19 protein-coding genes and 1 tRNA gene are annotated in these 19,581 nt (G+C 69.8%); 14 read left to right on the forward strand and 6 right to left on the reverse strand.

Features of this window, described 5'->3' with window-relative positions:
- Positions 1-68: 68 nt before the first annotated feature.
- From ABD663_RS10435 to ABD663_RS10450, 4 genes are all read left to right on the forward strand, one after another.
- Entirely contained in the window at positions 69-1,298 is a 1,230-nt protein-coding gene (locus tag ABD663_RS10435) for an MFS transporter (RefSeq protein ID WP_344740211.1), read from the forward strand.
- A gap of 26 nt (positions 1,299-1,324) precedes the next feature.
- Entirely contained in the window at positions 1,325-2,020 is a 696-nt protein-coding gene (gene nucS / locus ABD663_RS10440; protein WP_344738223.1) for an endonuclease NucS, read from the forward strand.
- Between the two features lie 105 nt (positions 2,021-2,125).
- Positions 2,126-2,809 (forward strand): HAD hydrolase-like protein, encoded by a 684-nt coding sequence (locus ABD663_RS10445; RefSeq protein WP_344738225.1) that lies wholly within the window; start codon positions 2,126-2,128, stop codon positions 2,807-2,809.
- On the forward strand, positions 2,802-4,064 hold the full coding sequence (locus ABD663_RS10450; protein WP_425561776.1) for a hypothetical protein: 1,263 nt from the start codon (positions 2,802-2,804) through the stop codon (positions 4,062-4,064). Before ABD663_RS10445 ends, ABD663_RS10450 begins: the two co-directional genes overlap by 8 nt.
- A gap of 7 nt (positions 4,065-4,071) precedes the next feature.
- Here ABD663_RS10450 and ABD663_RS10455 read toward each other — a convergent pair whose 3' ends face one another.
- A complete protein-coding gene (locus ABD663_RS10455; RefSeq protein WP_344738229.1) occupies positions 4,072-4,686 on the reverse strand; it encodes a GyrI-like domain-containing protein in 615 nt (204 codons plus the stop codon).
- Between the two features lie 64 nt (positions 4,687-4,750).
- Here ABD663_RS10455 and ABD663_RS10460 point away from each other — a divergent pair, with 64 nt between their 5' ends.
- Positions 4,751-6,832, forward strand: coding sequence for a bifunctional lysylphosphatidylglycerol flippase/synthetase MprF (locus ABD663_RS10460; RefSeq protein WP_344738231.1), 2,082 nt, complete (start codon positions 4,751-4,753; stop codon positions 6,830-6,832).
- A 29-nt stretch (positions 6,833-6,861) separates the two neighbouring features.
- Here ABD663_RS10460 and ABD663_RS10465 read toward each other — a convergent pair whose 3' ends face one another.
- Positions 6,862-7,068 (reverse strand): cold-shock protein, encoded by a 207-nt coding sequence (locus ABD663_RS10465; RefSeq protein ID WP_344738233.1) that lies wholly within the window; start codon positions 7,066-7,068, stop codon positions 6,862-6,864.
- Positions 7,069-7,372: 304 nt separating this feature from the next.
- On the opposite strand from ABD663_RS10465, the gene ABD663_RS10470 reads away from it, so the two are divergent.
- Both ABD663_RS10470 and ABD663_RS10475 read left to right on the forward strand, forming a co-directional pair.
- On the forward strand, positions 7,373-8,008 hold the full coding sequence (locus ABD663_RS10470; RefSeq protein WP_344738235.1) for a GntR family transcriptional regulator: 636 nt from the start codon (positions 7,373-7,375) through the stop codon (positions 8,006-8,008).
- A gap of 26 nt (positions 8,009-8,034) precedes the next feature.
- The gene (locus ABD663_RS10475) at positions 8,035-8,526 is read left to right on the forward strand and encodes a GNAT family N-acetyltransferase (RefSeq protein WP_344738237.1); all 492 of its coding nucleotides are present in this window, start codon (positions 8,035-8,037) and stop codon (positions 8,524-8,526) included.
- 261 nt (positions 8,527-8,787) lie between these two features.
- On the opposite strand, the gene ABD663_RS10480 is transcribed toward ABD663_RS10475, so the two are convergent.
- Positions 8,788-8,871, reverse strand: a tRNA-Leu gene (locus ABD663_RS10480).
- Positions 8,872-9,014: 143 nt separating this feature from the next.
- On the opposite strand from ABD663_RS10480, the gene ABD663_RS10485 reads away from it, so the two are divergent.
- The 7 genes from ABD663_RS10485 (at position 9,015) to pknB (ending at position 17,962) form a co-directional block, all read left to right on the forward strand.
- Entirely contained in the window at positions 9,015-9,755 is a 741-nt protein-coding gene (locus ABD663_RS10485) for an FHA domain-containing protein (protein ID WP_344738239.1), read from the forward strand.
- Positions 9,752-10,279: an FHA domain-containing protein FhaB/FipA gene (locus tag ABD663_RS10490; protein ID WP_344738241.1), complete on the forward strand. Its 528-nt coding sequence runs from the start codon at positions 9,752-9,754 to the stop codon at positions 10,277-10,279. Before ABD663_RS10485 ends, ABD663_RS10490 begins: the two co-directional genes overlap by 4 nt.
- A 13-nt stretch (positions 10,280-10,292) precedes the next feature.
- The gene (locus ABD663_RS10495) at positions 10,293-11,537 is read left to right on the forward strand and encodes a PP2C family protein-serine/threonine phosphatase (RefSeq protein WP_344738243.1); all 1,245 of its coding nucleotides are present in this window, start codon (positions 10,293-10,295) and stop codon (positions 11,535-11,537) included.
- The gene (locus tag ABD663_RS10500) at positions 11,534-12,928 is read left to right on the forward strand and encodes an FtsW/RodA/SpoVE family cell cycle protein (RefSeq protein ID WP_344738245.1); all 1,395 of its coding nucleotides are present in this window, start codon (positions 11,534-11,536) and stop codon (positions 12,926-12,928) included. The genes ABD663_RS10495 and ABD663_RS10500 overlap by 4 nt, the downstream gene beginning before the upstream one ends.
- A 114-nt stretch (positions 12,929-13,042) precedes the next feature.
- On the forward strand, positions 13,043-14,503 hold the full coding sequence (locus tag ABD663_RS10505) for a peptidoglycan D,D-transpeptidase FtsI family protein (protein WP_344738248.1): 1,461 nt from the start codon (positions 13,043-13,045) through the stop codon (positions 14,501-14,503).
- Positions 14,500-16,206 (forward strand): serine/threonine-protein kinase, encoded by a 1,707-nt coding sequence (locus ABD663_RS10510; RefSeq protein ID WP_344738250.1) that lies wholly within the window; start codon positions 14,500-14,502, stop codon positions 16,204-16,206. The genes ABD663_RS10505 and ABD663_RS10510 overlap by 4 nt, the downstream gene beginning before the upstream one ends.
- A gap of 64 nt (positions 16,207-16,270) precedes the next feature.
- Complete coding sequence (gene pknB, locus ABD663_RS10515) at positions 16,271-17,962, forward strand: Stk1 family PASTA domain-containing Ser/Thr kinase (RefSeq protein WP_344738252.1); 1,692 nt, start codon at positions 16,271-16,273, stop codon at positions 17,960-17,962.
- Here the strand turns inward: pknB and ABD663_RS10520 are convergent.
- From ABD663_RS10520 to ABD663_RS10530, 3 genes are read right to left on the reverse strand one after another with little or no spacing between them, the layout of a single operon-like run.
- Complete coding sequence (locus tag ABD663_RS10520; RefSeq protein WP_344738255.1) at positions 17,934-18,611, reverse strand: anthranilate synthase component II; 678 nt, start codon at positions 18,609-18,611, stop codon at positions 17,934-17,936. The genes pknB and ABD663_RS10520 overlap by 29 nt on opposite strands.
- Positions 18,608-18,763 (reverse strand): hypothetical protein, encoded by a 156-nt coding sequence (locus ABD663_RS10525; protein ID WP_344738257.1) that lies wholly within the window; start codon positions 18,761-18,763, stop codon positions 18,608-18,610. The genes ABD663_RS10520 and ABD663_RS10525 overlap by 4 nt, the downstream gene beginning before the upstream one ends.
- On the reverse strand, positions 18,763-19,542 hold the full coding sequence (locus tag ABD663_RS10530) for a class E sortase (RefSeq protein WP_344738259.1): 780 nt from the start codon (positions 19,540-19,542) through the stop codon (positions 18,763-18,765). Before ABD663_RS10530 ends, ABD663_RS10525 begins: the two co-directional genes overlap by 1 nt.
- Positions 19,543-19,581 lie beyond the last annotated feature (39 nt).

The raw sequence follows: 19,581 nt of genomic DNA on the forward strand, positions 1-19,581 counted from the left end.
AGCGAGGCGGCGGCCTCCGTCGAATCGATTCGACGTTTCTCGAATCGATTCGGTAGCATGACCGCGTGATCGACGTCGACCTGTCGCGCCGCCAGCTCGTCCGCTGGCGTACCGCGATCTTCACCATCTTCTTCGTTACGGGCCTCGGGTTCGCCTCCTGGGCGTCGCGCCTGCCCGCCGTCAAGGTCGACCTCGACATCAACGACGCCGAGATCGGCATCCTGCTCTTCGTGGCCGGCGCGGCATCGATCGTGGGCCTGTCGCTCGCCAACGTCATGGTCGTGCGGTGGGGTGCGCGGCGCGGCATGTTCCTCACGATCCTCGCCTTCTCGCTCGGTGTGATCGTCGTCGGCGTCGGCGTGCAGTTCCTGGGCTCCTTCCTCGTCGCTTCGATCGGCCTCGCCCTCATGGGCATGGGCATGAGCGCCACCGACGTCATGATGAACGTCGAGGCGGCAGCGGTCGAACAGGCCTCCGGGCGCACGCTCATGCCGCTGTTCCATGCGTTCTTCAGCATCGGCACGGTCGTCGGCGCCGGGATCGGCATCGCGATGGCGGCGCTGCAGGTCGGCGTCGCATGGCACCTGTGGATCGTGGGAACCCTCGTACTCGTCGCAGGGCTGCTCGCGCTGCGCGCCGTGCCCGTGCGCGAGGCGACCGGCGACGAGGTCGCAGCGAGCGCCCCGCGACGCGAGCGTCTGCTGCGCGCCCTGGCCGTCTGGCGCGACCCGCGCACCTATGCGATCGGCGCCATCATGCTCGGCATGGCGTTCGCCGAAGGCAGCGCGAACGACTGGCTCACGATCGCCATGGTCGACGGACACGGCCAGACCGAGGCCATGGGCGCCATCGCGCTGACGATCTTCTCGGTCGCGATGACGGTCTTCCGCATCCTCGGCGGCCCCCTCGTCGACCGCATCGGCCGGGTCTGGACGCTGCGCATCCTCGCGGTCACCGCCGCGGCCGGTCTCATCCTCTTCATCCTGGCGCCGTCGCTGCCGTTCGCTCTGGTCGGCGTGGCGCTCTGGGGCGCGGGAGCATCGCTGGGCTTCCCGCTCGGCATGTCCGCCGCCGCCGACGACCCGGCCAAGGCTGCGGCATCCGTCTCGGCAGCCGCCACGATCGGGTACCTCGCGTTCCTGTGCGGCCCTCCGGTGCTCGGCTGGATCAGCCACCAGATCGGCATCCTGCCGACGCTGTGGATCATCGTCGGCCTCATCATCGTGTCGGGTCTGGCCTCGGGTGCGGCCAAGCCCATCGCGGGCTCGACCGTCGGCACCGGGCACCCGCACGACTGACGCGCCGCTCGGTCTAGGCTCGACGGGTGCGTCTTGTCATCGCCCGCTGCTCGGTCGACTACACCGGCCGTCTCACCGCGCACCTGCCGCTTGCCACCCGGCTGCTCGTGCACAAGGGCGACGGCAGCCTGCTGGTGCACTCCGACGGCGGGTCGTACAAGCCCCTCAACTGGATGAGCCCGCCGTGCACGCTCACGGTCGAGGAACCCGATGCGGATGCCGCATCCGCCGGCGTCGTCGAGCAGTGGCGCGTCACGCACGCCAAGACCGGCGACGCGCTGCTGGTGCGCATCTACGAGGTGGTGCACGACTCGTCGCACGAGCTCGGCATCGATCCCGGCCTGCAGAAGGACGGTGTCGAGGCCGACCTGCAGCGGCTGCTCGCCGAGCAGGTCGACGTGATCGGCGACGGCCTGACGCTCGTGCGCCGCGAGTTCCCGACCGCAATCGGCCCGGTCGACCTGCTGCTGCGTGATTCCGCCGGCGGGACCATCGCGGTCGAGGTCAAGCGGCGGGGCGACATCGACGGCGTCGAGCAGCTCACGCGCTACCTCGAGCTGCTCGGTCGCGACCCGCATCTGGCGCCGGTGACCGGCGTCTTCGCCGCGCAGGAGATCAAACCGCAGGCCCGTGTGCTCGCCGCCGACCGCGGCATCCGCTGCGTGACGCTCGACTACGACGGCATGAAGGGCGTCGACTCCGGGGCGCCGCGGCTGTTCTGACCGCCCCCTCATCGCCGAGACGGCATCGCACGGTCGCGACTGCGGGATACCGCCGCTGTCCCGGCCGGCGGATGAAGTCCCACGGTCTGCGGGTAGCGTAGGGCCATGCCGAGTCGCTCACCGTGGACCTGCATCCTGTGGGATGTCGACGGCACGATCGTGGATGCATCCGAGGGGATTCTGCGGCGTCTCACCGTCGCGCTCGAGCACTTCGGCAAGCAGCCGCCGACGCGCGGCGAACTGTCGCACTGGATCGGCCCGCCGATGTACGACTCGTTCCAGGCCAACGTCGGGATGTCACCCGACGAGGCTCGAGAAGCGGTCGCGTTCTACCGCGGCCTCAACAAGTCCGAGGGCTACACCGCGGGAGCGCAGCTGTATGCGGGCGTCGGCGATCTCATCCATGACGTCGCGGCCGCGGGCATCCCGCAGGCGACCGCCAGCTCGAAGCCCGAGGTGCAGGTGGTCGCGCTCATGGAGCATTTCGACCTTTCGCCGTCGTTCACCGCGATGGTCGGGGCGACACCCGATGAGCACACGCTGAGCGCCAAGGCCGACATCGTGGCCGAAGCCCTGCGCCGCCTGCGCGCAGCGGGCGTCGACACGAGTCGGCCGGTGCTGATCGGCGACCGTCACCACGACGTCGAGGGCGGTCGCGAGTGCGGCATCCCGGTGATCTTCGTGGGCTGGGGATTCGGCTGGCCGCACGAGTCCGAGGGGGCGCAGGCCGTCGTGGACGACATCGGGCAGCTGCGTTCCCACCTGCTGCTGGAGGATGCCGGTGGGTGAGATCGTCGGCGAGGTGCTGCGCTGGGCGATCCCGCCGATCGTCGTCTTCGTCGTCGCGGCACTCGCCGTCACGGCGATCGTCTGGGCCGTGCGCCGCGCGCGGCGATCGCCGAAGGCGCGAGCAGCGGCAGATGCGGCACGGGCCCGAGCGGGCGCGGTGCTCGTACGTCTCGACGACGCCGTGGACGAACTCGATCTCGAGGTCGGCCTGTCGGGCGCCCTGTACGGCGGCGGTGCGCCACCATCGCTGCGCCGCGCGCGCCTGACCGCGCAGCATGTGCGCGACGAGGCCTTCGACGCCTACCGCGCCCTCGGACTGCCCGACGTGCGTCCCGACGAGGTGCGGCGTGGCTCGGCGCGCATCGAACGGCGTGCCGAAGGCGCGCTCGGCACGATCGCCGCAGCCCGACGCGAGCACGACGAGTGGATGCGGGCGAACGTGAGCGCGGCCCGCCAGATCGACGCCGCGCGGGTCCGGCTCGACCGGCTGCGGGCCGCGATGGGCGACCCGACCGCGCTGGTGGACCAGATGGCCGAGCGCTTCGCGCCGGAGGAATGGTCACAGGCCTCGGGCGCCGCCGAAGCCGCGATCGCCGCCGCCGCCGAGGCCGAACGCCTGCTGTCGACCGCCGAGACCCACGCCGACGATCCGAGCCGCAGCGCCCTGGGCGAGCTCGCCGCCGCCGAGAAGGCGCTGCGTACGGCTGAAACCGAGACCCGGCTGCTGGAAGAGACCCATCGCATGGTGACCCAGGCCGCCCAAGCGGTGCCGGGGGAGTTCGATGCCGCGCGATCGGCGCTCCGACAGGCCACCGCCACGCGCGAGGCGCTCGAACCCGTCGACGCGGATCGGCTGGGAAGCGAACTGCGGGCGATCTCGGCCGAGTTGGAAGCCCTCCAGCCTGAGGCATCCCGTCGCCCCACCCGCACGATCGATCGCATCGCGCGGCTGCGCGACCGCCTCGACCTGGCTCTCGGCGACGCGCGGACGGCGCAGCAGCGTCTGCGCGGTGCCCGCACCGCACTGCCGGGCACGCTCGCCGCGGCCCGCACGGCGATCGCCCATGCCGAGTCGGCCGTGACCCACGCGCGTGCCGGAGCCGAGGCGCGCTCACGGCTCATCTCGGCGCAGGACGAACTCGCCGGAGCCCGCAGCGCACAGGATCCGGTCGCCGCCCTCGATGCCGCACGGCGGGCGATGCGCGACGCCGAGGATGCGAAGGCGCTCGCCGACTACGACCGGCTCGGTCGCTGAGTCCCGCTCACGCCGGCCTCACGGGCTGGCGCAGCACCGTCCGCAGCCTCTCGGGCGCGATGCGGCGCGGGTCGCCGAGGTAGATCTCGTGGTGAGGGCCGTTCCAGGTGTACCCGCGCTCGGGCATCACCACATGGTGCAGGCGTGCCAGCGTCGGCGTCTCGTCGTCGTACGACCCGATGTGCATGATCTGCAGTGACAGCCCTTCGTCGAGCCGCCGCGCGCTCACGCGGTCGAGCGGAAGGGCGGGCTTGTTGGCCGTCGCCTTCTCGACACCGGCACGGATGTCGTCGTCGGCGACCTGGTCGGGAAGCGGGATGAGCATCGTCCACTCCCACGCGTCCTTGCGCCTCTCGGCGAAGCTCGCGGGATCGTCGCTCGACCACAGCCCCTCGAGCGGGCCGACCACGAAGTCATCTCCGGTGCGCGCACGCAGGCCGAACTTCACCGCATACCCGGCGGCGTACAGCGCGCTCACCGCGTCGACGTACTCCTGCGCGGTGTTGGGATCGCCGTGGCCGTCGATCGCGAGGTAGGTGATGGGCGGCACGACCACCTCGCTGAAGTCCCTCGCCGAGGGCGCGTAGAGGTCCTTCCGATCCTTCTTCAGGTCGATCTTCATGATGCCCGCCACGCTAGCGGGGGTGGCCGACGGCAGGAAGGCCCGCCCCGCTAGGGTGACATTCATGGGGCAGACGACGACGCGAGGCGCGGGTCGCCTCATCCTCACAGTTCTCGGGCGCATCCCGGCCACGCTCACGATGGTCGCGGCGATCCTGGTGGTCGGCGTCGTCTCGGGTGCGCTGTGGTCTCCGTTCCGCGACAGCGGAGCGTGGGAGACCTTCGCCTACGGCCTGCCCGCCTTCGAGGCCGGCCGGTGGTGGACTCCGATCACCGGCACGTTCCTCGTTGCGCAGCCGTGGGTCTACGTCTTCACGATCGCCGGTTTCGTCGGTATGGGATACCTGGAGTACCGACGCGGTTGGCGGGTGGCCGCCGCCTACTTCGCGATCGGCCAGCTGTTCGCGATCTGCGCGACGGCACTCCTGCTGTGGGTGTTCGCGCTGCTGCCGTGGCCGTGGGCGCAGGCCGAAGCCGGGATGCTCGACGTCGGCGCCTCCGGGGGCACGATGGCCTGCATCGCGGCGGCCATCAGTCTGTTCGTCGCGCCGTGGCGGGTGCGCGCGTGGCTCGTGCTGATCGCGTTCGTCATGGTGGCGCTGCTGTTCTGGGGCAATCTCGCCGACCTCGAGCATGCGATGGCCGTGCTGCTCGTGCTCGCCGTCGATCGCTCGCTGCGACCGCAGCGCGCCACGGTGCGCGAGCAGCGGCTCGTCGCCTTCATCGCGCTGCTCACCCTCGGTGCGATCGAGATCATCGTGCTCTTCGTGCCCACCAGCGGGCCCTTCGGCTCGAGTGAGCCGGCGTCGGGATCCTTCGTCGACATCCTCATCGACGTCGTGGTGATCGCCCTCGTCGCGAACGGACTGCGACGGGGCCGGCGCTGGGCGTGGGTGGTGTCGATCATCCTGTCCGCCTTCAACCTGCTCGGGGTGACCGCGATCATCGTCGTCGCGATCGTCCTGGGCTGGGCGGTGCTCGCCGACGGAGCGCTCAGCGATCCGACCGTGACCCTCGCGACGGGCGTGCTGTGGCTGCCGATGCTCGTGTACCTGATCTGGGTCCGTGGCGCGTTCGCCGCCCATCGACGCTCGACGCTCGGTGAGCACCCCGCTCCTGACCGCGACGACGTGAAGAAGGCTCTGCGCGCGCACGGCGGCGGGACCCTCTCGTGGATGACGACGTGGGACGACATGGTCTACGCGCGGATGCCGTCAGGCGGCATCGTCGCCTATCAGCGCCGGTCGGGGGTCGCACTCGCCCTGGCCGACCCCATCGCACCCGAAGCCGACCGAGCAACGACGGTGCGGGAGTTCATCGCCGCCGCCGAGGCCGCCGGCCTCGTGCCGTGCTTCTTCAGCGCGGCCGAACCGACTCGCGAGGCCGTGCCCGTGACGTGGCGCAGCCTGGTCGTCGCCGACGACACGATCGTCGACCTGCCGGGGCTCGAGTTCACGGGCAAGCGGTGGAACTCGGTGCGCTCGGCCCTGAACCGTGCAGGTCGCGAAGAGATGACGTTCCGCATGACCAGGCTCGAGGATGAGCCGTGGGGAGTGCAGGCACAGCTGCGGTCGATCTCGGAGATGTGGGTCGGAGACAAGGGGCTGCCCGAGATGGGCTTCACGCTCGGCACCCTCGACGAAGCCCGCGACCCCGAAGTGCGCCTGGCGATCGCGGTGTCGACGGCGGGCGATGTCGACGGATTCCTGTCGTGGCTGCCGGTGTACGGCGGCGACGGCACCGTACGCGGCTGGACCCTCGACCTGATGCGCCGGCGCGAGGGCGGCTTCGGTCCGGTGATGGAGTTCCTCATCGGCTCATCGGCTCGACTCTTCGCCGAGGAGGGGGCCGAGGTCATGTCGCTGTCGGGCGCCCCGCTCGCGCACGACTATCCCCCGGATGCGGGCATGATCGCCGCGCTGAGCGACAAGCTGGCCGAGGTGCTCGAGCCGGTGTACGGCTTCGGGTCGCTCCACCGCTTCAAGGAGAAGTTCAACCCGCGCTACGAGACGCTCTGCCTGCTGTATCGCGACGAGAGCGACCTGACCCGCATCGGGGCCGCGCTGACTCGGGCGTTCCTGCCGGATGCCACCCTGCGCCAGTTCGCCGGGGCAGGGTTGGAACTCGTCCGGGGCGGACGAGACTGAACGACGCGGCCGCGGGGCGCGGCCACGGATCAGATGGGCCGGATGTTCTCGGCTTGCAGGCCCTTAGGGCCCTGCGCGACTTCGAACTCGACGCGCTGGTTCTCTTCGAGCGACCGGTAGCCGCTCGCCTCGATCGCCGTGTAGTGCGCGAAGACGTCCGCGCCGCCCTCATCGGGAGCGATGAAGCCGAAGCCCTTCTCCGCGTTGAACCACTTGACGGTGCCCTGGGTGCTCATGAATTGCCGTTCCTCGGGAAATGCACGCATCGGACCGATGCGCTGGAAGCAACGCTAGCCAAGGCGTCGCGGGCGGTGCGAACCTGTCGACGGATGGTGACACAAACGTTGCATTGCATTCACACCGGCGCAGGCCCATCGTCCGCCCGGGCCGAGCGGAGCTCGAGGCCCGGGCGTCGACGGATCCCCCCGGATAGGCCACGCGAAGCGTGACAACGCCACTCTACCGATATATCGGCCTGTCCACACAGAAGGATCAGGTGCATTCGGATGCATCGGAGCCGGGTTATCCTGGTGCCCGCCCATGACTACGTTCAGCCCGCTCGACCCGCGCGGAACGGTCCTCGGAGACGAGGTCTATCTGGCGCTCGGCGAAGCGATCATCGACGGCACACTGCCCCCCGGCGAGCGACTGCGCGATCAGGACCTCGCCCAGCGCCTCGGCGTCTCGCGCACTCCTGTGCGCGAAGCCCTGCAGCGACTCGAGCGCGCCGGCCTGGTCGAGGTCGCGCCGAACCGCTATACGAGGGTGTCCGCGTCGACCGAGAAAGTGCAGCGCGACACCCTCGAGTTCGTCGTGCACTTCCTGGGCGCGGCGGTGAAGATCGCGGTCGAGCACGCTGACGACGCTGGGCTGGCCGACCTGGTCGCGGCCGCCGACGACGTGGTCGAGGCATCCCGTGCCGATGACGTGCCGGCGATCTTCATCGCCAGCGAACGACTGTTCGACCTGTCGGTGATCGCCACCGAGAACGTCGCCTTCCTCAAGATCCTTCGCGAGGGCGAGCTCGCGTTCCGTCACTACCTCAGTCGCTGGCAGCCCGCGATCCAGTGCCCCGCCAGCCGCACGGTCGAGTACGAGCGTTTCCGCGAAGCGGTGGCCGACCGCGACGGCGCGACGGCCGAACGGCTGTTCCGCACGATCAACGGCTTCTCCTGACCCATCCGCGTCGGTACGTTGGGCGCGTGGCCCATATCGATCTGCGACCGCTCGACGACGACGACCTCGACGCCGTCTTCGACATGATGCGCGATCCGGATGCCGTCGCGATGGCGGCCTTCACCGCCGAGGACCCCGACGACCGTGCTGCGTTCGACGCGTGGATCGCCCGCCAGCGTTCCGCCCAGGATGTCACCACGCTGGTGATCACCGAGGACGGGGGCTTCGCGGGCACTGCCGCCACGTTCTCGGTGGACGGTGACCGCGAGGTCTCGTTCTGGATCGCCCGCCACTCGTGGGGCCGCGCAGTGGCCACCGCCGCCCTGCGACTGCTCGTCGCGCGCGAGCCGACGCGCCCCCTGTTCGCGCGGGTCGCGGCGCACAACACGGCATCGATCGCCGTGTTGTCGAAGGTCGGATTCACCGAGGTGTCGCGCAACGTCGACTTCGCCCCGGGCGTGGGGCGCGAGGTCGAAGAGATCGTGATGACCCTCGTCCCGGCGCTCGACGGCGTCTGATTCCGTCGCACGCGCGGGTGCGCCCGGCGTCGCCCCGGTTCGGGGGGCGAGGGCGACGCCGGGCGCACCTCTACCGTCGTCCATCCCGCGGCGTCGTTGCTGCAGGAGCTTCTGTGGGGGGCACAAAACGGACAACGGTCGGTTCCGACCCTAGGGGCACGAGGCGGTGGGGCACCAGGCCTCTCATGCCATCGTTACCGAACGTCTCGCCCTGCCGTCCAACGACGAAGGGCCCCCTCACGGGAGCCCTTTGCACATGTGTGCGCGAGGGGGGAGTTGAACCCCCACGCCCTTTCGGGCACTGGCACCTGAAGCCAGCGCGTCTGCCTATTCCGCCACTCGCGCGAGTCGCCGCATGCGGTATGCCGCGAACTCAACCTAGCGAGGATATCACGGCGCCATCGATCTTCCGCGCGTCGACGGGTTCTCGGCGCATCCAGGCTGTGCAATTAGCATGTACCAACCGGAACCCCCGTGCGAGGAGCCCTGTGGGACTACTTGACAGCTTCGAGAAGGGTCTCGAGCGCGCCGTGAACAGCGCGTTCGCCAAGACCTTCCGCAGCGGCATCCAGCCGGTCGAAATCGCCTCGGCGCTGCGCAGCGAACTCGACAAGAAGGCCGCGATCGTCTCACGCGACCGCATCCTCGCCCCCAACTCGTTCAGCGTCCGGCTCTCGCCGGCCGACGACGAGAAGATGGCTGCGATCGGCGACGCTCTCACGGAAGAGCTGCACACCCTCGTCACCGCACACGCGAAGTCCCAGGGGTATACCTTCGCCGGTCCCGTGACGATCGCGCTCCAGCGCGACGATCAGCTGTCCACAGGAACACTGCGCGTCGATTCGTCGAGCGCCCAGGGCCGGGTATCGTGGCGCGGCGTGCTCGACATCGAAGGCCGGCGGCATCCGCTCGTGAAGGCGCGGACAGTGATCGGGCGCGGCAGCGACGCCGACATCACCATCTCCGACGCCGGCACCAGCCGCAAGCACGTCGAGATCCTGTGGGACGGCGAACGCGCGATGGTCCGCGACATGAACTCGACCAACGGCACGCAGCTCGACGGGCGCAAGGTCGTCGAAGCGGCGCTGCCGCCCGACTCGACGGTGACGATCGGTCGGACCGACATCGTGTTCCGTGTGGTCGCGCAGGCTGCGCCGCCCAAGCCCACCATGTCGGCGGTCGACGCGACGCGCGCGTACGACCTCCGCGACGGGGGGCCGCTGTCGTGAGCGAACTGACCCTGCTGCTGCTGCGCATCGGCTTCCTCGTGCTGCTGTGGTTCTTCGTGTTCGCCGTCGTCTACTCGCTGCGGGCCGACCTGTTCGGAGTCAAGGTGCGCAAGCTGCCCGAGCCGGCCGCCGCCGCACCGGCACCGGCGGCCGCCATGGGTGCGACGACACCGGTCGCCGGAAAGCCCGCCGCTCCCCAGAGCGACGGTGCCGGCGGCCGCGCGACCACGGCGACGGTCTCGCGCATCGTCATCACCAGCGGTCCCAAGGCAGGCCTGGAACTGCCGATGGGCACCGAGCCGCTCACGATCGGGCGCTCGAGCGAGTCGGGCCTGGTGATCCGCGACGACTACACCTCGAGCCACCACGCGCGCCTCGTGCTGTGGGGCGACCAGTGGATGATCCAGGATCTCGACTCGACCAACGGCACGTGGCACGACGGCAACCGCGTCAGCACACCCGTACCGGTGAACGTCGGCGCTCCGATCAAGGTCGGCGCGACGACGTTCGAGCTCAGGAAGTAGCGGCACCGCACGCATGGTCTTCCAAGGCTCGAGCGCCGCCATCTCGCATACCGGCAAGGTGCGCTCCAACAACCAGGATTCGGGCTACGCCGGCTCGAACCTCTTCGTGGTGGCCGACGGCATGGGCGGGCACGCCGGCGGCGATGTCGCCTCGAGCATGGCGGTCACCCGGCTCGAGGAACTCGACCATCCGTTCACGTCGACGTCCGAGGCCGAGCGAGCGCTGCGCGACGCGGTGGCGGATGCGGCAGCCGCCCTCATCGACACCGTCGCGGTGCGCCCCGAACTGGCGGGCATGGGCACGACGGTGAGCGCGCTGCTGATGGTCGACGACTACGCCGTCATCGCCCACATCGGCGACTCGCGCATCTATCTGTACCGTGACGGCACCCTGACCCAGATCACCACCGACCACACGTTCGTGCAGCGCCTCGTCGACTCGGGCCGCATCACGCCCGAGGAAGCTCGGTACCACCCGCGGCGCTCGGTGCTCATGCGCGTGCTCGGCGACATGGATCCGAATCCCGAGCTCGACACCTTCATCATGCCGACGCAGCCGGGCGACCGCTGGCTGCTGTGCTCCGACGGCCTGTCGGGCGTCGTGGACGACCCCCACACGGCGAAAGCCCTCGCAGCGGGCCTGGCCCCCGGCCGCACCGCCGACAACCTGCTCAAGCAGACCCTCGACGGAGGGGCGCCCGACAACGTCACGATCGTGATCGTCGACATCGGCGGCCAGCATCCGATGTTCTCGGGCACCGCGACCGTCGTCGGCTCGGCGTCGACCCCCCTCGGCGTCGAGGTGCCGTCGACTCCGGCGAAGCCGAGCCGAACCGGCTGGCTGCACCCCAACCGGCAGGCGGCGAACGAGCCGACGCACTTCGAGCCCGCGGCGGAGTTCCTCGAGGAGCTCATCGAAGAGGACCGCCGCCGTGCGAAGCGTCGCCGGATCGGCTGGATCGCCGGCCTCATCGTCGTGCTGGGTCTCCTCGCGGCGGCCGCGTTCGGTGCATACCAGTGGACGCAGACACGCTACTTCGTGGGCGCCGACGAGGACACCGTCGTGATCTATCGCGGCATCCAGCAGAACATCGGGCCCCTCTCGCTGTCGGAGCCGTACGAAGACACCGGCATCCCGCTCGACGACCTGCCGGAGTTCGCACGTGCGACCGTGGAGAGCACGATCACCGCGGCGTCGCTCGACGACGCACGGCGGATCGTCACGACGATCAGCGAGACCGCGGGAGGTGGAGGATGACCGGCACCCCGACCCAGCAGACCGGCCAGGTGACCGCCGACACGTCGGTGCTCAAGGCCCTGCGCAGCATCCGCGTGCCCCAGACCCACCGCAATCGCGAGCTGTTCCTGCTCGTGTTCGCCTTCGTGATCAACGGCTCCGCCGTCGCGCTGGTGCAGTTGGGGGCCATCGGCGCGATCGACTGGACGTTCCTGGTCTACTGCGGGGGCCTGACCGCCCTCGTGCTGGCCCTGCACATCGTGCTGCGGCTCGTGGCCCGCGACGCCGATCCCTTCGTCGTGCCGATCGCCACGCTGCTGACCGGCATCGGCATCGCCATGATCTACCGCCTCGACCTCGCGTGGGAACGTCACGGCTGGGAGGCCTTCTCGACCCGTCAGCTCGCGTGGGCGGCCATCGCGCTGGTGCTCGCGGTGATCGTCGTCGTCGCCCTGCGCAACTACCGCGTGCTGTTCCGCTACACGTATCTGTCGGGACTGGTGGGCATCGTGCTGCTGATCCTGCCGATCATCCCGGGCCTGGGCACCGACGCGAACGCAGACGTGTGGGTCTCGCTCGGATTCTTCTCGTTCCAGCCGGGCGAGCTCGCGAAGATCGCGCTCGCGATCTTCTTCGCGGGATACCTGGTGCGCACGCGCGAGAGCCTGAGCTCGGTGGGAACGCGGTTCCTCGGCATGACATGGCCGCGAGCCCGCGAGCTCGGACCGGTCGTGGTGATCTGGATCGTCTCGCTCGGCATCATCGTGCTGCAGCGCGATCTGGGCACCGGCCTGCTCATCTTCGGCATGTTCATCGCGATGCTGTACGTCGCGACCGGCAAGACGAGCTGGGTGCTGATCGGCGTCGTGCTGGCGGCCGGCGGGGCCTTCCTCGCGTCGCGGGTGCTGCCCTACGTCGGAGCCCGATTCACGAACTGGCTGGATGCCTTCAATCCCGCGCTGATGGACAACAGCAGCTTCCAGCTGGTCAACGGCATCTTCGGTCTCGCCCAGGGCGGCCTGCTCGGCACCGGACTCGGACAGGGTCGCCCCTATCTGACGCCGGTCGCCGAGAGCGACTACATCTTCCCGAGCCTGGGCGAGGAACTGGGCCTGATCGGCATCTTCGCGATCCTCTGCCTCTACATGGTCTTCACCAGCCGCGGCATCCGGATCGGCCTCGCCGGGCAGGACGACTTCGGCAAGCTGCTCGCGACCGGCCTGTCGTTCACCATCGCCCTTCAGGTGTTCATCATGGTCGGCGGCGTCACGCGGATCATTCCGCTCACGGGCCTCACCACACCGTTCCTCGCCGCGGGTGGCTCATCGCTCGTGGCGAACTGGATCATCGTCGCACTGCTGCTGCGCATCTCGGATGCCGTCCGCAGCCGCCCGAGGGTGGTGATCGGCTGACATGACGACCCTTCGCCCTTCGATACGGGCGCTGCGCGCCCTACTCAGGAACCCGAGCCGATGCGCGGCCTACTCGGGGACCAGCACGAGCTGCCCGCCGAGGGGGTGCAGCCGATGACGAAGGAGCTCCGGCGACTCAGCATCCTGATGCTGTTCATGTTCCTCGCGCTGTTCGCCTCGACCAGCTGGATCCAGGTCGTGCAGGCAGATGCGCTCAGTGCGAACCCCGAGAATCGCCGCGCGCTGTTCGACTCCTACGAGGTGCAGCGCGGATCGATCGTGGCCAGCGGTTCGGCCATCGCGTCGTCGGTGCCCTCCGACGACGCGTACAGCTGGCAGCGGGTGTATCCGGATGCCGCGATGTGGGCACCGGTCACCGGCTGGATCAATCCTGCGCTCGGCTCGGCCCCGCCCGGCATCGAGACGTCGATGAATCAGGTGCTCAGCGGCACCGCGAGTTCGCAGTTCCTCTCCCGGATCGAGCGCATCATCTCGGGCCAGCAGCCCCGCGGGTCCAACGTCGTGCTCTCGCTCGACGCGACCGTCCAGCGTGCGGCGTTCGAGGCCCTCGGCGGACTGCAGGGCGCAGTGCTCGCGATCGAACCGTCGACCGGCCGCATCCTCGCGATGGTCAGCAGCCCCAGCTTCGACACGAATCTGCTCGCCTCGCACGACACGACCGAGGTCAACGCCGCCTACGACGCACTCGAAGCCGACCCGACACACCCGCTCTCGAACCGTGCGATCGCCGGCGACCTCAACCCGCCGGGCTCGACCTTCAAGCTCGTCGTCGCCTCGGCCGCGCTGGCGTCGGGCGACTACACGCCCGAATCGACGCTTCCGAACCCCGCGATCTACCAGCTTCCCCAGTCGTCGAGCACCGTGCGCAATGCGAGCGGCGGCACATGCGGACCCGGCGACGAGGTCACGATCGCCGACGCACTGCGACTGAGCTGCAACATCCCCTTCGCCGAGCTGGCGGTCGAGCTGGGCGACACCGCCATCCGCGAAGAAGCCGAGAAGTACGGCTTCAACCTGGCGTTCGAGATGCCGCTCGTCTCGACGCCGTCGAGCTACCCGCGTGCGCTCGACGATCCGCAGACCGCGCTCACCGGATTCGGCCAGGGGCAGGTCACGGCCACGCCGCTGCAGATGGCGATGGTGTCGGCCGGCATCGCGAACGGCGGTGTCGTGATGAACCCGCGGATGGTCGATCGGGTCATCGGACCCGATCTCTCGGTACAGGAGCGGGTGGAGAGCACCGAGTTCGGACGCGCCCTGGAACAGGGCCTGGCAGAGGAGATGGTCGCGATGATGGTCGCCAATGTCAGTGACGGGGCCGCGTCGGGTGCAAGAATAGACGGGGTCGACGTGGCCGGGAAGACCGGAACGGCCGAGAACGGACCGGAGCAGCCGTACACGCTCTGGTTCACGGGGTTCGCTCCGGCGGACGATCCGCAGGTCGCAGTGGCCGTCGTCGTCGAAGACGGCGGTGGACAGGGGCAGTCGGGCAGCGGGAACACGATCGCGGCGCCCATCGCGAAGAAGGTCATGGAGGCGGTGCTGGGCAGATGAGACCGACGCAGGGTGTGACCTTCGGCGGCCGCTACGAGCTGGATTCGCGGATCGCGATCGGCGGCATGGGCGAGGTGTGGGAGGCGACCGACCATGTGATCGGCCGCACCGTCGCCATCAAGATCCTCAAAGACGAGTACATGGGCGACCCGGGCTTCCTCGAGCGCTTCCGCGCCGAGGCCCGCCACGCCGCGCTCGTCAACCACGAAGGCATCGCGAGCGTCTTCGACTACGGCGAGGAGAACGGCAGCGCGTTCCTGGTGATGGAACTTGTGCCCGGTGAGGCGCTGTCCACGATCCTCGAGCGCGACGAGTCGCTGTCGACCGACAAGACGCTCGACATCGTCGCCCAGACGTCCGCGGCACTGCAGGCGGCCCACGCGGCCGGGCTGGTCCACCGCGACATCAAGCCCGGCAATCTGCTCATCACGCCCGACGGCCGGGTCAAGATCACCGACTTCGGCATCGCCCGCATCGCCGACCAGGTGCCGCTCACGGCAACCGGACAGGTGATGGGCACCGTGCAGTACCTGTCGCCCGAGCAGGCGTCGGGACACCCGGCATCCCCCGCCACCGACATCTACTCGCTGGGCATCGTCGCGTACGAGTGCCTGGCGGGAAAGCGTCCGTTCACGGGCGAGTCGCAGGTCGCGATCGCGATGGCGCAGATCAACGAGCAGGCTCCGCCGATGCCGCCCACCGTGGGCGAGCCGGTGCGCAACCTCGTGATGGCGATGATCGCGAAGAAGCCCGAAGACCGCCCCGCGTCGGCCGCCACGGTCGCTCGCGCCGCCACCGCGTTGCGCCGAGGCGATCTCGCCGCCGCCGTCGCCGCTGTTCCGGCGATCGCCGCCGGCGCCGACACGGCCACGCTGCTGATGCCCGCCGGCGAGACCGCGGCCGCCACCCAGATCCTGGCAGCCCCGCTTCCCGAAGACGAGGTCGCCGCCGAAGAGCCACGCAAGCGCAGCCCGTGGACGTGGCCCCTCATCGCGCTCATCATCCTGCTGCTGCTCGTGCTCGGCGGCACGATCTGGGCGCTGCTGGCCAACCAGCAGCCCGAACCCGACCCGACCGGGTCGACGTCATCGGCCACGCCCACACCCACCGAGACCACCCCGACGCCGACGCCGACGACCGTCGACGTGAACGCGCTGGGACTCATCGGCATGCAGTGCGACGCCGCGCGGACGACGGCGCTCGACGCCGGCATCGAGACGGTGACCTGCACCGCCGGGCAGTCCGCCGAGAACCAGGATCAGGTGGGCACCGTCTACTCGGTCGAGCCGCAGGGCAACGTGCCGAAGGACCGCGAGCTCGTACTCACCGCCTACGCCGACCTGATCCCGATCGGCCAGCCGGGCGCACCGGTGATCGAAGTCGGCGGTTCGCAGGCCGCGTCGGTGGACGCCGGCTCGACCGTGCAGGTCAACTGGACGTCGTTCACCTGCCCCTCGGGCACCGGATCGGTGAGCTCGTACAACCTCACCGCGGTCAACGGCACCTTCGAGGTGAACGGCCAGTCCGAAGCGTCGTTCGGACCGACCGAGCGTCCCGTCAACCTGGTCGTCGCCGACCAGCCCGGCCAGTCGCTCTTCGTGACCTACACGGTGACCTGCACGGGGAACGACACGAACCGCACCTCCGACGAGTCGCCGCAGGCCCAGGCCACGATCAACCCCGCCCCCAGCCCCAGCCCGTGACACGCGGCCCGTTCCGGGCCTCGGCTAGGGTTGCTGGAAGGTACACCAGGGGGAGTGTGAGCAGGTGACAGCTGAGCGTGTGCTCGCGGGCCGGTACCGCGTCGACGAGCCCATCGGTCGCGGCGGCATGGCCAGCGTCTTCAGGGGATTCGACCTCACGCTCGGTCGTCAGGTGGCCATCAAGGTCCTCGACCCCGAGTTGGCCGGCGACAATTCGTTCCGCACCCGCTTCCGACTCGAGGCTCAGGCCGCCTCCCGCATGGCGCACCCGACGATCGTGCGGGTCTTCGACGCCGGCGAGGACACCGAGCGCGCATCGGACGGCACGACGCGTCCGGTGCCCTTCATCGTGATGGAGCTCGTGCACGGGCGGCTGCTCAAGGACATCATCGCCGCCGGCCCGGTGCCGGTCGACGACACGCTGCGTTACGTCGACGGCATCCTCGAGGCACTGGAGTACTCGCATCGGGCGGGCGTCGTGCATCGCGACATCAAGCCGGGCAACGTCATGATCACCGACACCGGCCAGGTCAAGGTGATGGACTTCGGCATCGCGCGCGCCGTCGCCGACGGCTCGGCCACCGTCGCCGAGACCACGGCGATCATCGGCACGGCGTCGTACTTCTCGCCGGAGCAGGCCAAGGGCGAGCCCGTGGATGCCCGCGCCGACCTGTATTCGACGGGGGTCGTGCTCTACGAGCTGCTCACCGGCCGCACGCCGTTCCGCGGCGAGTCTCCGGTCGCCGTCGCCTATCAGCACGTGAGCGAGGCTCCGCTGCCGCCGTCCGAGGTCAACGAGACGGTGCCGCGCGCGCTCGACGCCGTCGCCCTGCGCGCACTCGCCAAGGACCCGTTCCAGCGTTTCCAGGATGCCGCGGGCTTCCGCGAGGCGCTCGACGCCACCGTCGACGGTCGGTCGCCGACGAAGCGGCAGATGGGCGCGCTGACGAGCGAGCTGTACGGTCCGAATCCACGGCAGGCGGCCGAGACCGCGCGCTCGCTGAGGCAGCTGTCGACCGATACGACGATGCGACGCACGCAGGCCGGTCCGCCGGTGGCCTGGATCTGGGCGGGCGTGGCCATCCTCGCCGTCCTGCTGATCTCGGTCGTGTTCTGGGTGATGACGATCCGCCCGGGCGCCGAAGTGCCCGGCAACGCGCGCATCGTGCCGGATGTCACCGGCATGACCTACGAGCGCGCGAACGGCGAGCTCGCCGACGTGGATCTGCTCGCATTCCGCGTGGATGAGGACAACGCCGAGGTCGCCGAGGGCAACGTCATCCGCACCGACCCCGAGGCGGGGGCATCCGTCAATCCGGGCCAGGAGATCCGCGTGTACGTCTCACGCGGACAGGAGATGTCCACCGTGCCGGAGCTCGAGGGCCTGAGCCGCAGTGCCGCCGCCACGGCGATCAGCGACGCCGGGCTCGTCCTCGGCACGATCACCGAACGCAACGACCCCGTCCTCGCCGCGGGAACCGTGATGGATGCGGATCAGACCGCGGGCGCGTCGGTTCCGACGGGCACGGTCGTGAACCTCGTCGTCGCGTCGGGCGAGGTCGCCATCAACGACGTGACCGGCTACACGATCGATGCGGCCACACGCGAGCTCGAAGACCTGCAGCTGACCGTCGCGACGCAGGAGGACGCGGGCTGTCCCGGCGCGAATCCCCCGACGGTCGCGTCCCAGTCGCTGGCACCGGGCGACGTGCCGATCAACTCGACGATCACACTGACGTACTGCTCGGGTTCGTGAATCGGCGCCGCGGCTGCAACACGGCGCCGCGGCCCGCGGCATCCGGGTGACCGACGCCTGCCAGCCAGTTTCCGAGCAGCCGATAGCCGCCCTCGGTCAGCACGCTCTCAGGGTGGAACTGCACCCCCTCGATCGGCAGTGATCGGTGGGCGACGCCCATGATCACGCCGCCGTCGGTCTCGCTGGTGACGACGAGCTCGGCCGGCACAGTGCCGGGCACGATCGAGAGCGAGTGGTATCTGGTCGCCACGAAAGGATCGGGCAGTCCCGCATACAGCGCGCCGCCCCGATGGTGCACGAGCGAGGTCATGCCGTGCATCAGCTCGGGTGCGTGATCGACGCGCGCTCCGAACGCCTCGCCGATCGCCTGGTGTCCCAGGCACACACCGAGAAGCGGGATGCCGGCATCGGCCGCGGCCCGCACGACGGCGACCGAGGCGCCGGCCGCGGCGGGCGTACCCGGGCCGGGTGAGATCACGACCGCGCGATGGCCCGCGATCGCCTCGTCTGCCGCATCCGGGGCGATCACGTCGGCTTCGACCAGGTCGGTGTGCGCACCCAACTCGTGCAGATAGCCGACGAGCGTGTGCACGAAGCTGTCGTGGTTGTCGACGACGAGGATCGACGAACCGGGGTTCGGTCCGGTCACTGGACGGTGACCTCCTGCGGGTTGAGCAACGTGCTCACCCAGGGGAAGACGAAGGTGAAGAGCCCGTACACGACGACCGCGGCGGCCGCCAGGAGCAACACCACTCGCAGCCACGCCGGACCGGGCAGGATGCGCCAGAGGGCGGCGTACATCAGGCCGCCTCGATCGCGGCGACCGAGGTCGGCGGCCCGGCGGCACGCGGCGTGAACGACTCGAACACGCCGTACGCGATGATGCGCTCGGCCATCGAGCCGATCGGACTGCAGCTGATCATGGTGATGTAGGCCGTGCCCGCCGGCACCCCGGGCGCCTCGGGCACCGGAAGCAGCACCTCGACACGATCGGGAGGCACGTACTCGAGAGTGCGGAATCGATAGGTGTACCAGCCGTCGCGGGTCTCGACCACGATGGCGTCACCGAGCTGCAGCTCGCCGATGCGATGGAACGCCCCGCCCCACGTGGTCCGATGGGCGGCGATCACGAAGTTGCCGGGCTCGCCCGGCATCTGGGTGCCGGGATGGTGACCGATTCCGATCGGATCGAGCGTGCGAGCACGCGAGACGCCGCCGGCGATCTCGAACCGGTAGTCATCGCCGAAGCGCGGCACGCGCAGCACTCCGAACGTCTCGCCATCCGCAGGCTCCGCCAGGACGACCGGCTCGGCGACGACGGGTTCCGACGCGTCGTCGCCCTCTGTCGCGGCGGGCGGGTCCAGGGGGTCCTGGGAGGCTTCCGCCTGCCACTGTCCGGTCAGCGCGGCCCCGGCATCGTTGCGCTGGGCGCCGATGATCGCGTCTCCGATCCACAGGTACCAGACCACGAAGAGCAGCACCACGGCACCCGCAGTGAGGATGATCTCGCTCATGATCTGCGTGACCGACGCCCGTCGCGCCGCGGCGGGCGCGGCAGGTGCCCCGGAAGCGCGCTCCACAGGCCGATCATACCGAGCGGGGCTCGAAGGCCGACGGCG

This window comes from Microbacterium awajiense (genome assembly GCF_039536545.1).
Classification (GTDB): domain Bacteria; phylum Actinomycetota; class Actinomycetes; order Actinomycetales; family Microbacteriaceae; genus Microbacterium; species Microbacterium awajiense.

Bases quoted from the DNA above. Each gene is read 5' to 3' on its own strand.
- ABD663_RS10465 (WP_344738233.1), bottom strand. From the start codon at position 7,068: ATGAGCACCCAGGGCACCGTCAAGTGGTTCAACGCGGAGAAGGGCTTC.
- ABD663_RS10510 (WP_344738250.1), top strand. From the start codon at position 14,500: ATGAGACCGACGCAGGGTGTGACCTTCGGCGGCCGCTACGAGCTGGAT.
- ABD663_RS10500 (WP_344738245.1), top strand. From the start codon at position 11,534: ATGACCGGCACCCCGACCCAGCAGACCGGCCAGGTGACCGCCGACACG.
- ABD663_RS10455 (WP_344738229.1), bottom strand. From the start codon at position 4,686: ATGAAGATCGACCTGAAGAAGGATCGGAAGGACCTCTACGCGCCCTCG.
- ABD663_RS10460 (WP_344738231.1), top strand. From the start codon at position 4,751: ATGGGGCAGACGACGACGCGAGGCGCGGGTCGCCTCATCCTCACAGTT.
- ABD663_RS10525 (WP_344738257.1), bottom strand. From the start codon at position 18,763: ATGTACGCCGCCCTCTGGCGCATCCTGCCCGGTCCGGCGTGGCTGCGA.
- ABD663_RS10445 (WP_344738225.1), top strand. From the start codon at position 2,126: ATGCCGAGTCGCTCACCGTGGACCTGCATCCTGTGGGATGTCGACGGC.
- ABD663_RS10495 (WP_344738243.1), top strand. From the start codon at position 10,293: ATGGTCTTCCAAGGCTCGAGCGCCGCCATCTCGCATACCGGCAAGGTG.
- ABD663_RS10505 (WP_344738248.1), top strand. From the start codon at position 13,043: ATGACGAAGGAGCTCCGGCGACTCAGCATCCTGATGCTGTTCATGTTC.
- ABD663_RS10470 (WP_344738235.1), top strand. From the start codon at position 7,373: ATGACTACGTTCAGCCCGCTCGACCCGCGCGGAACGGTCCTCGGAGAC.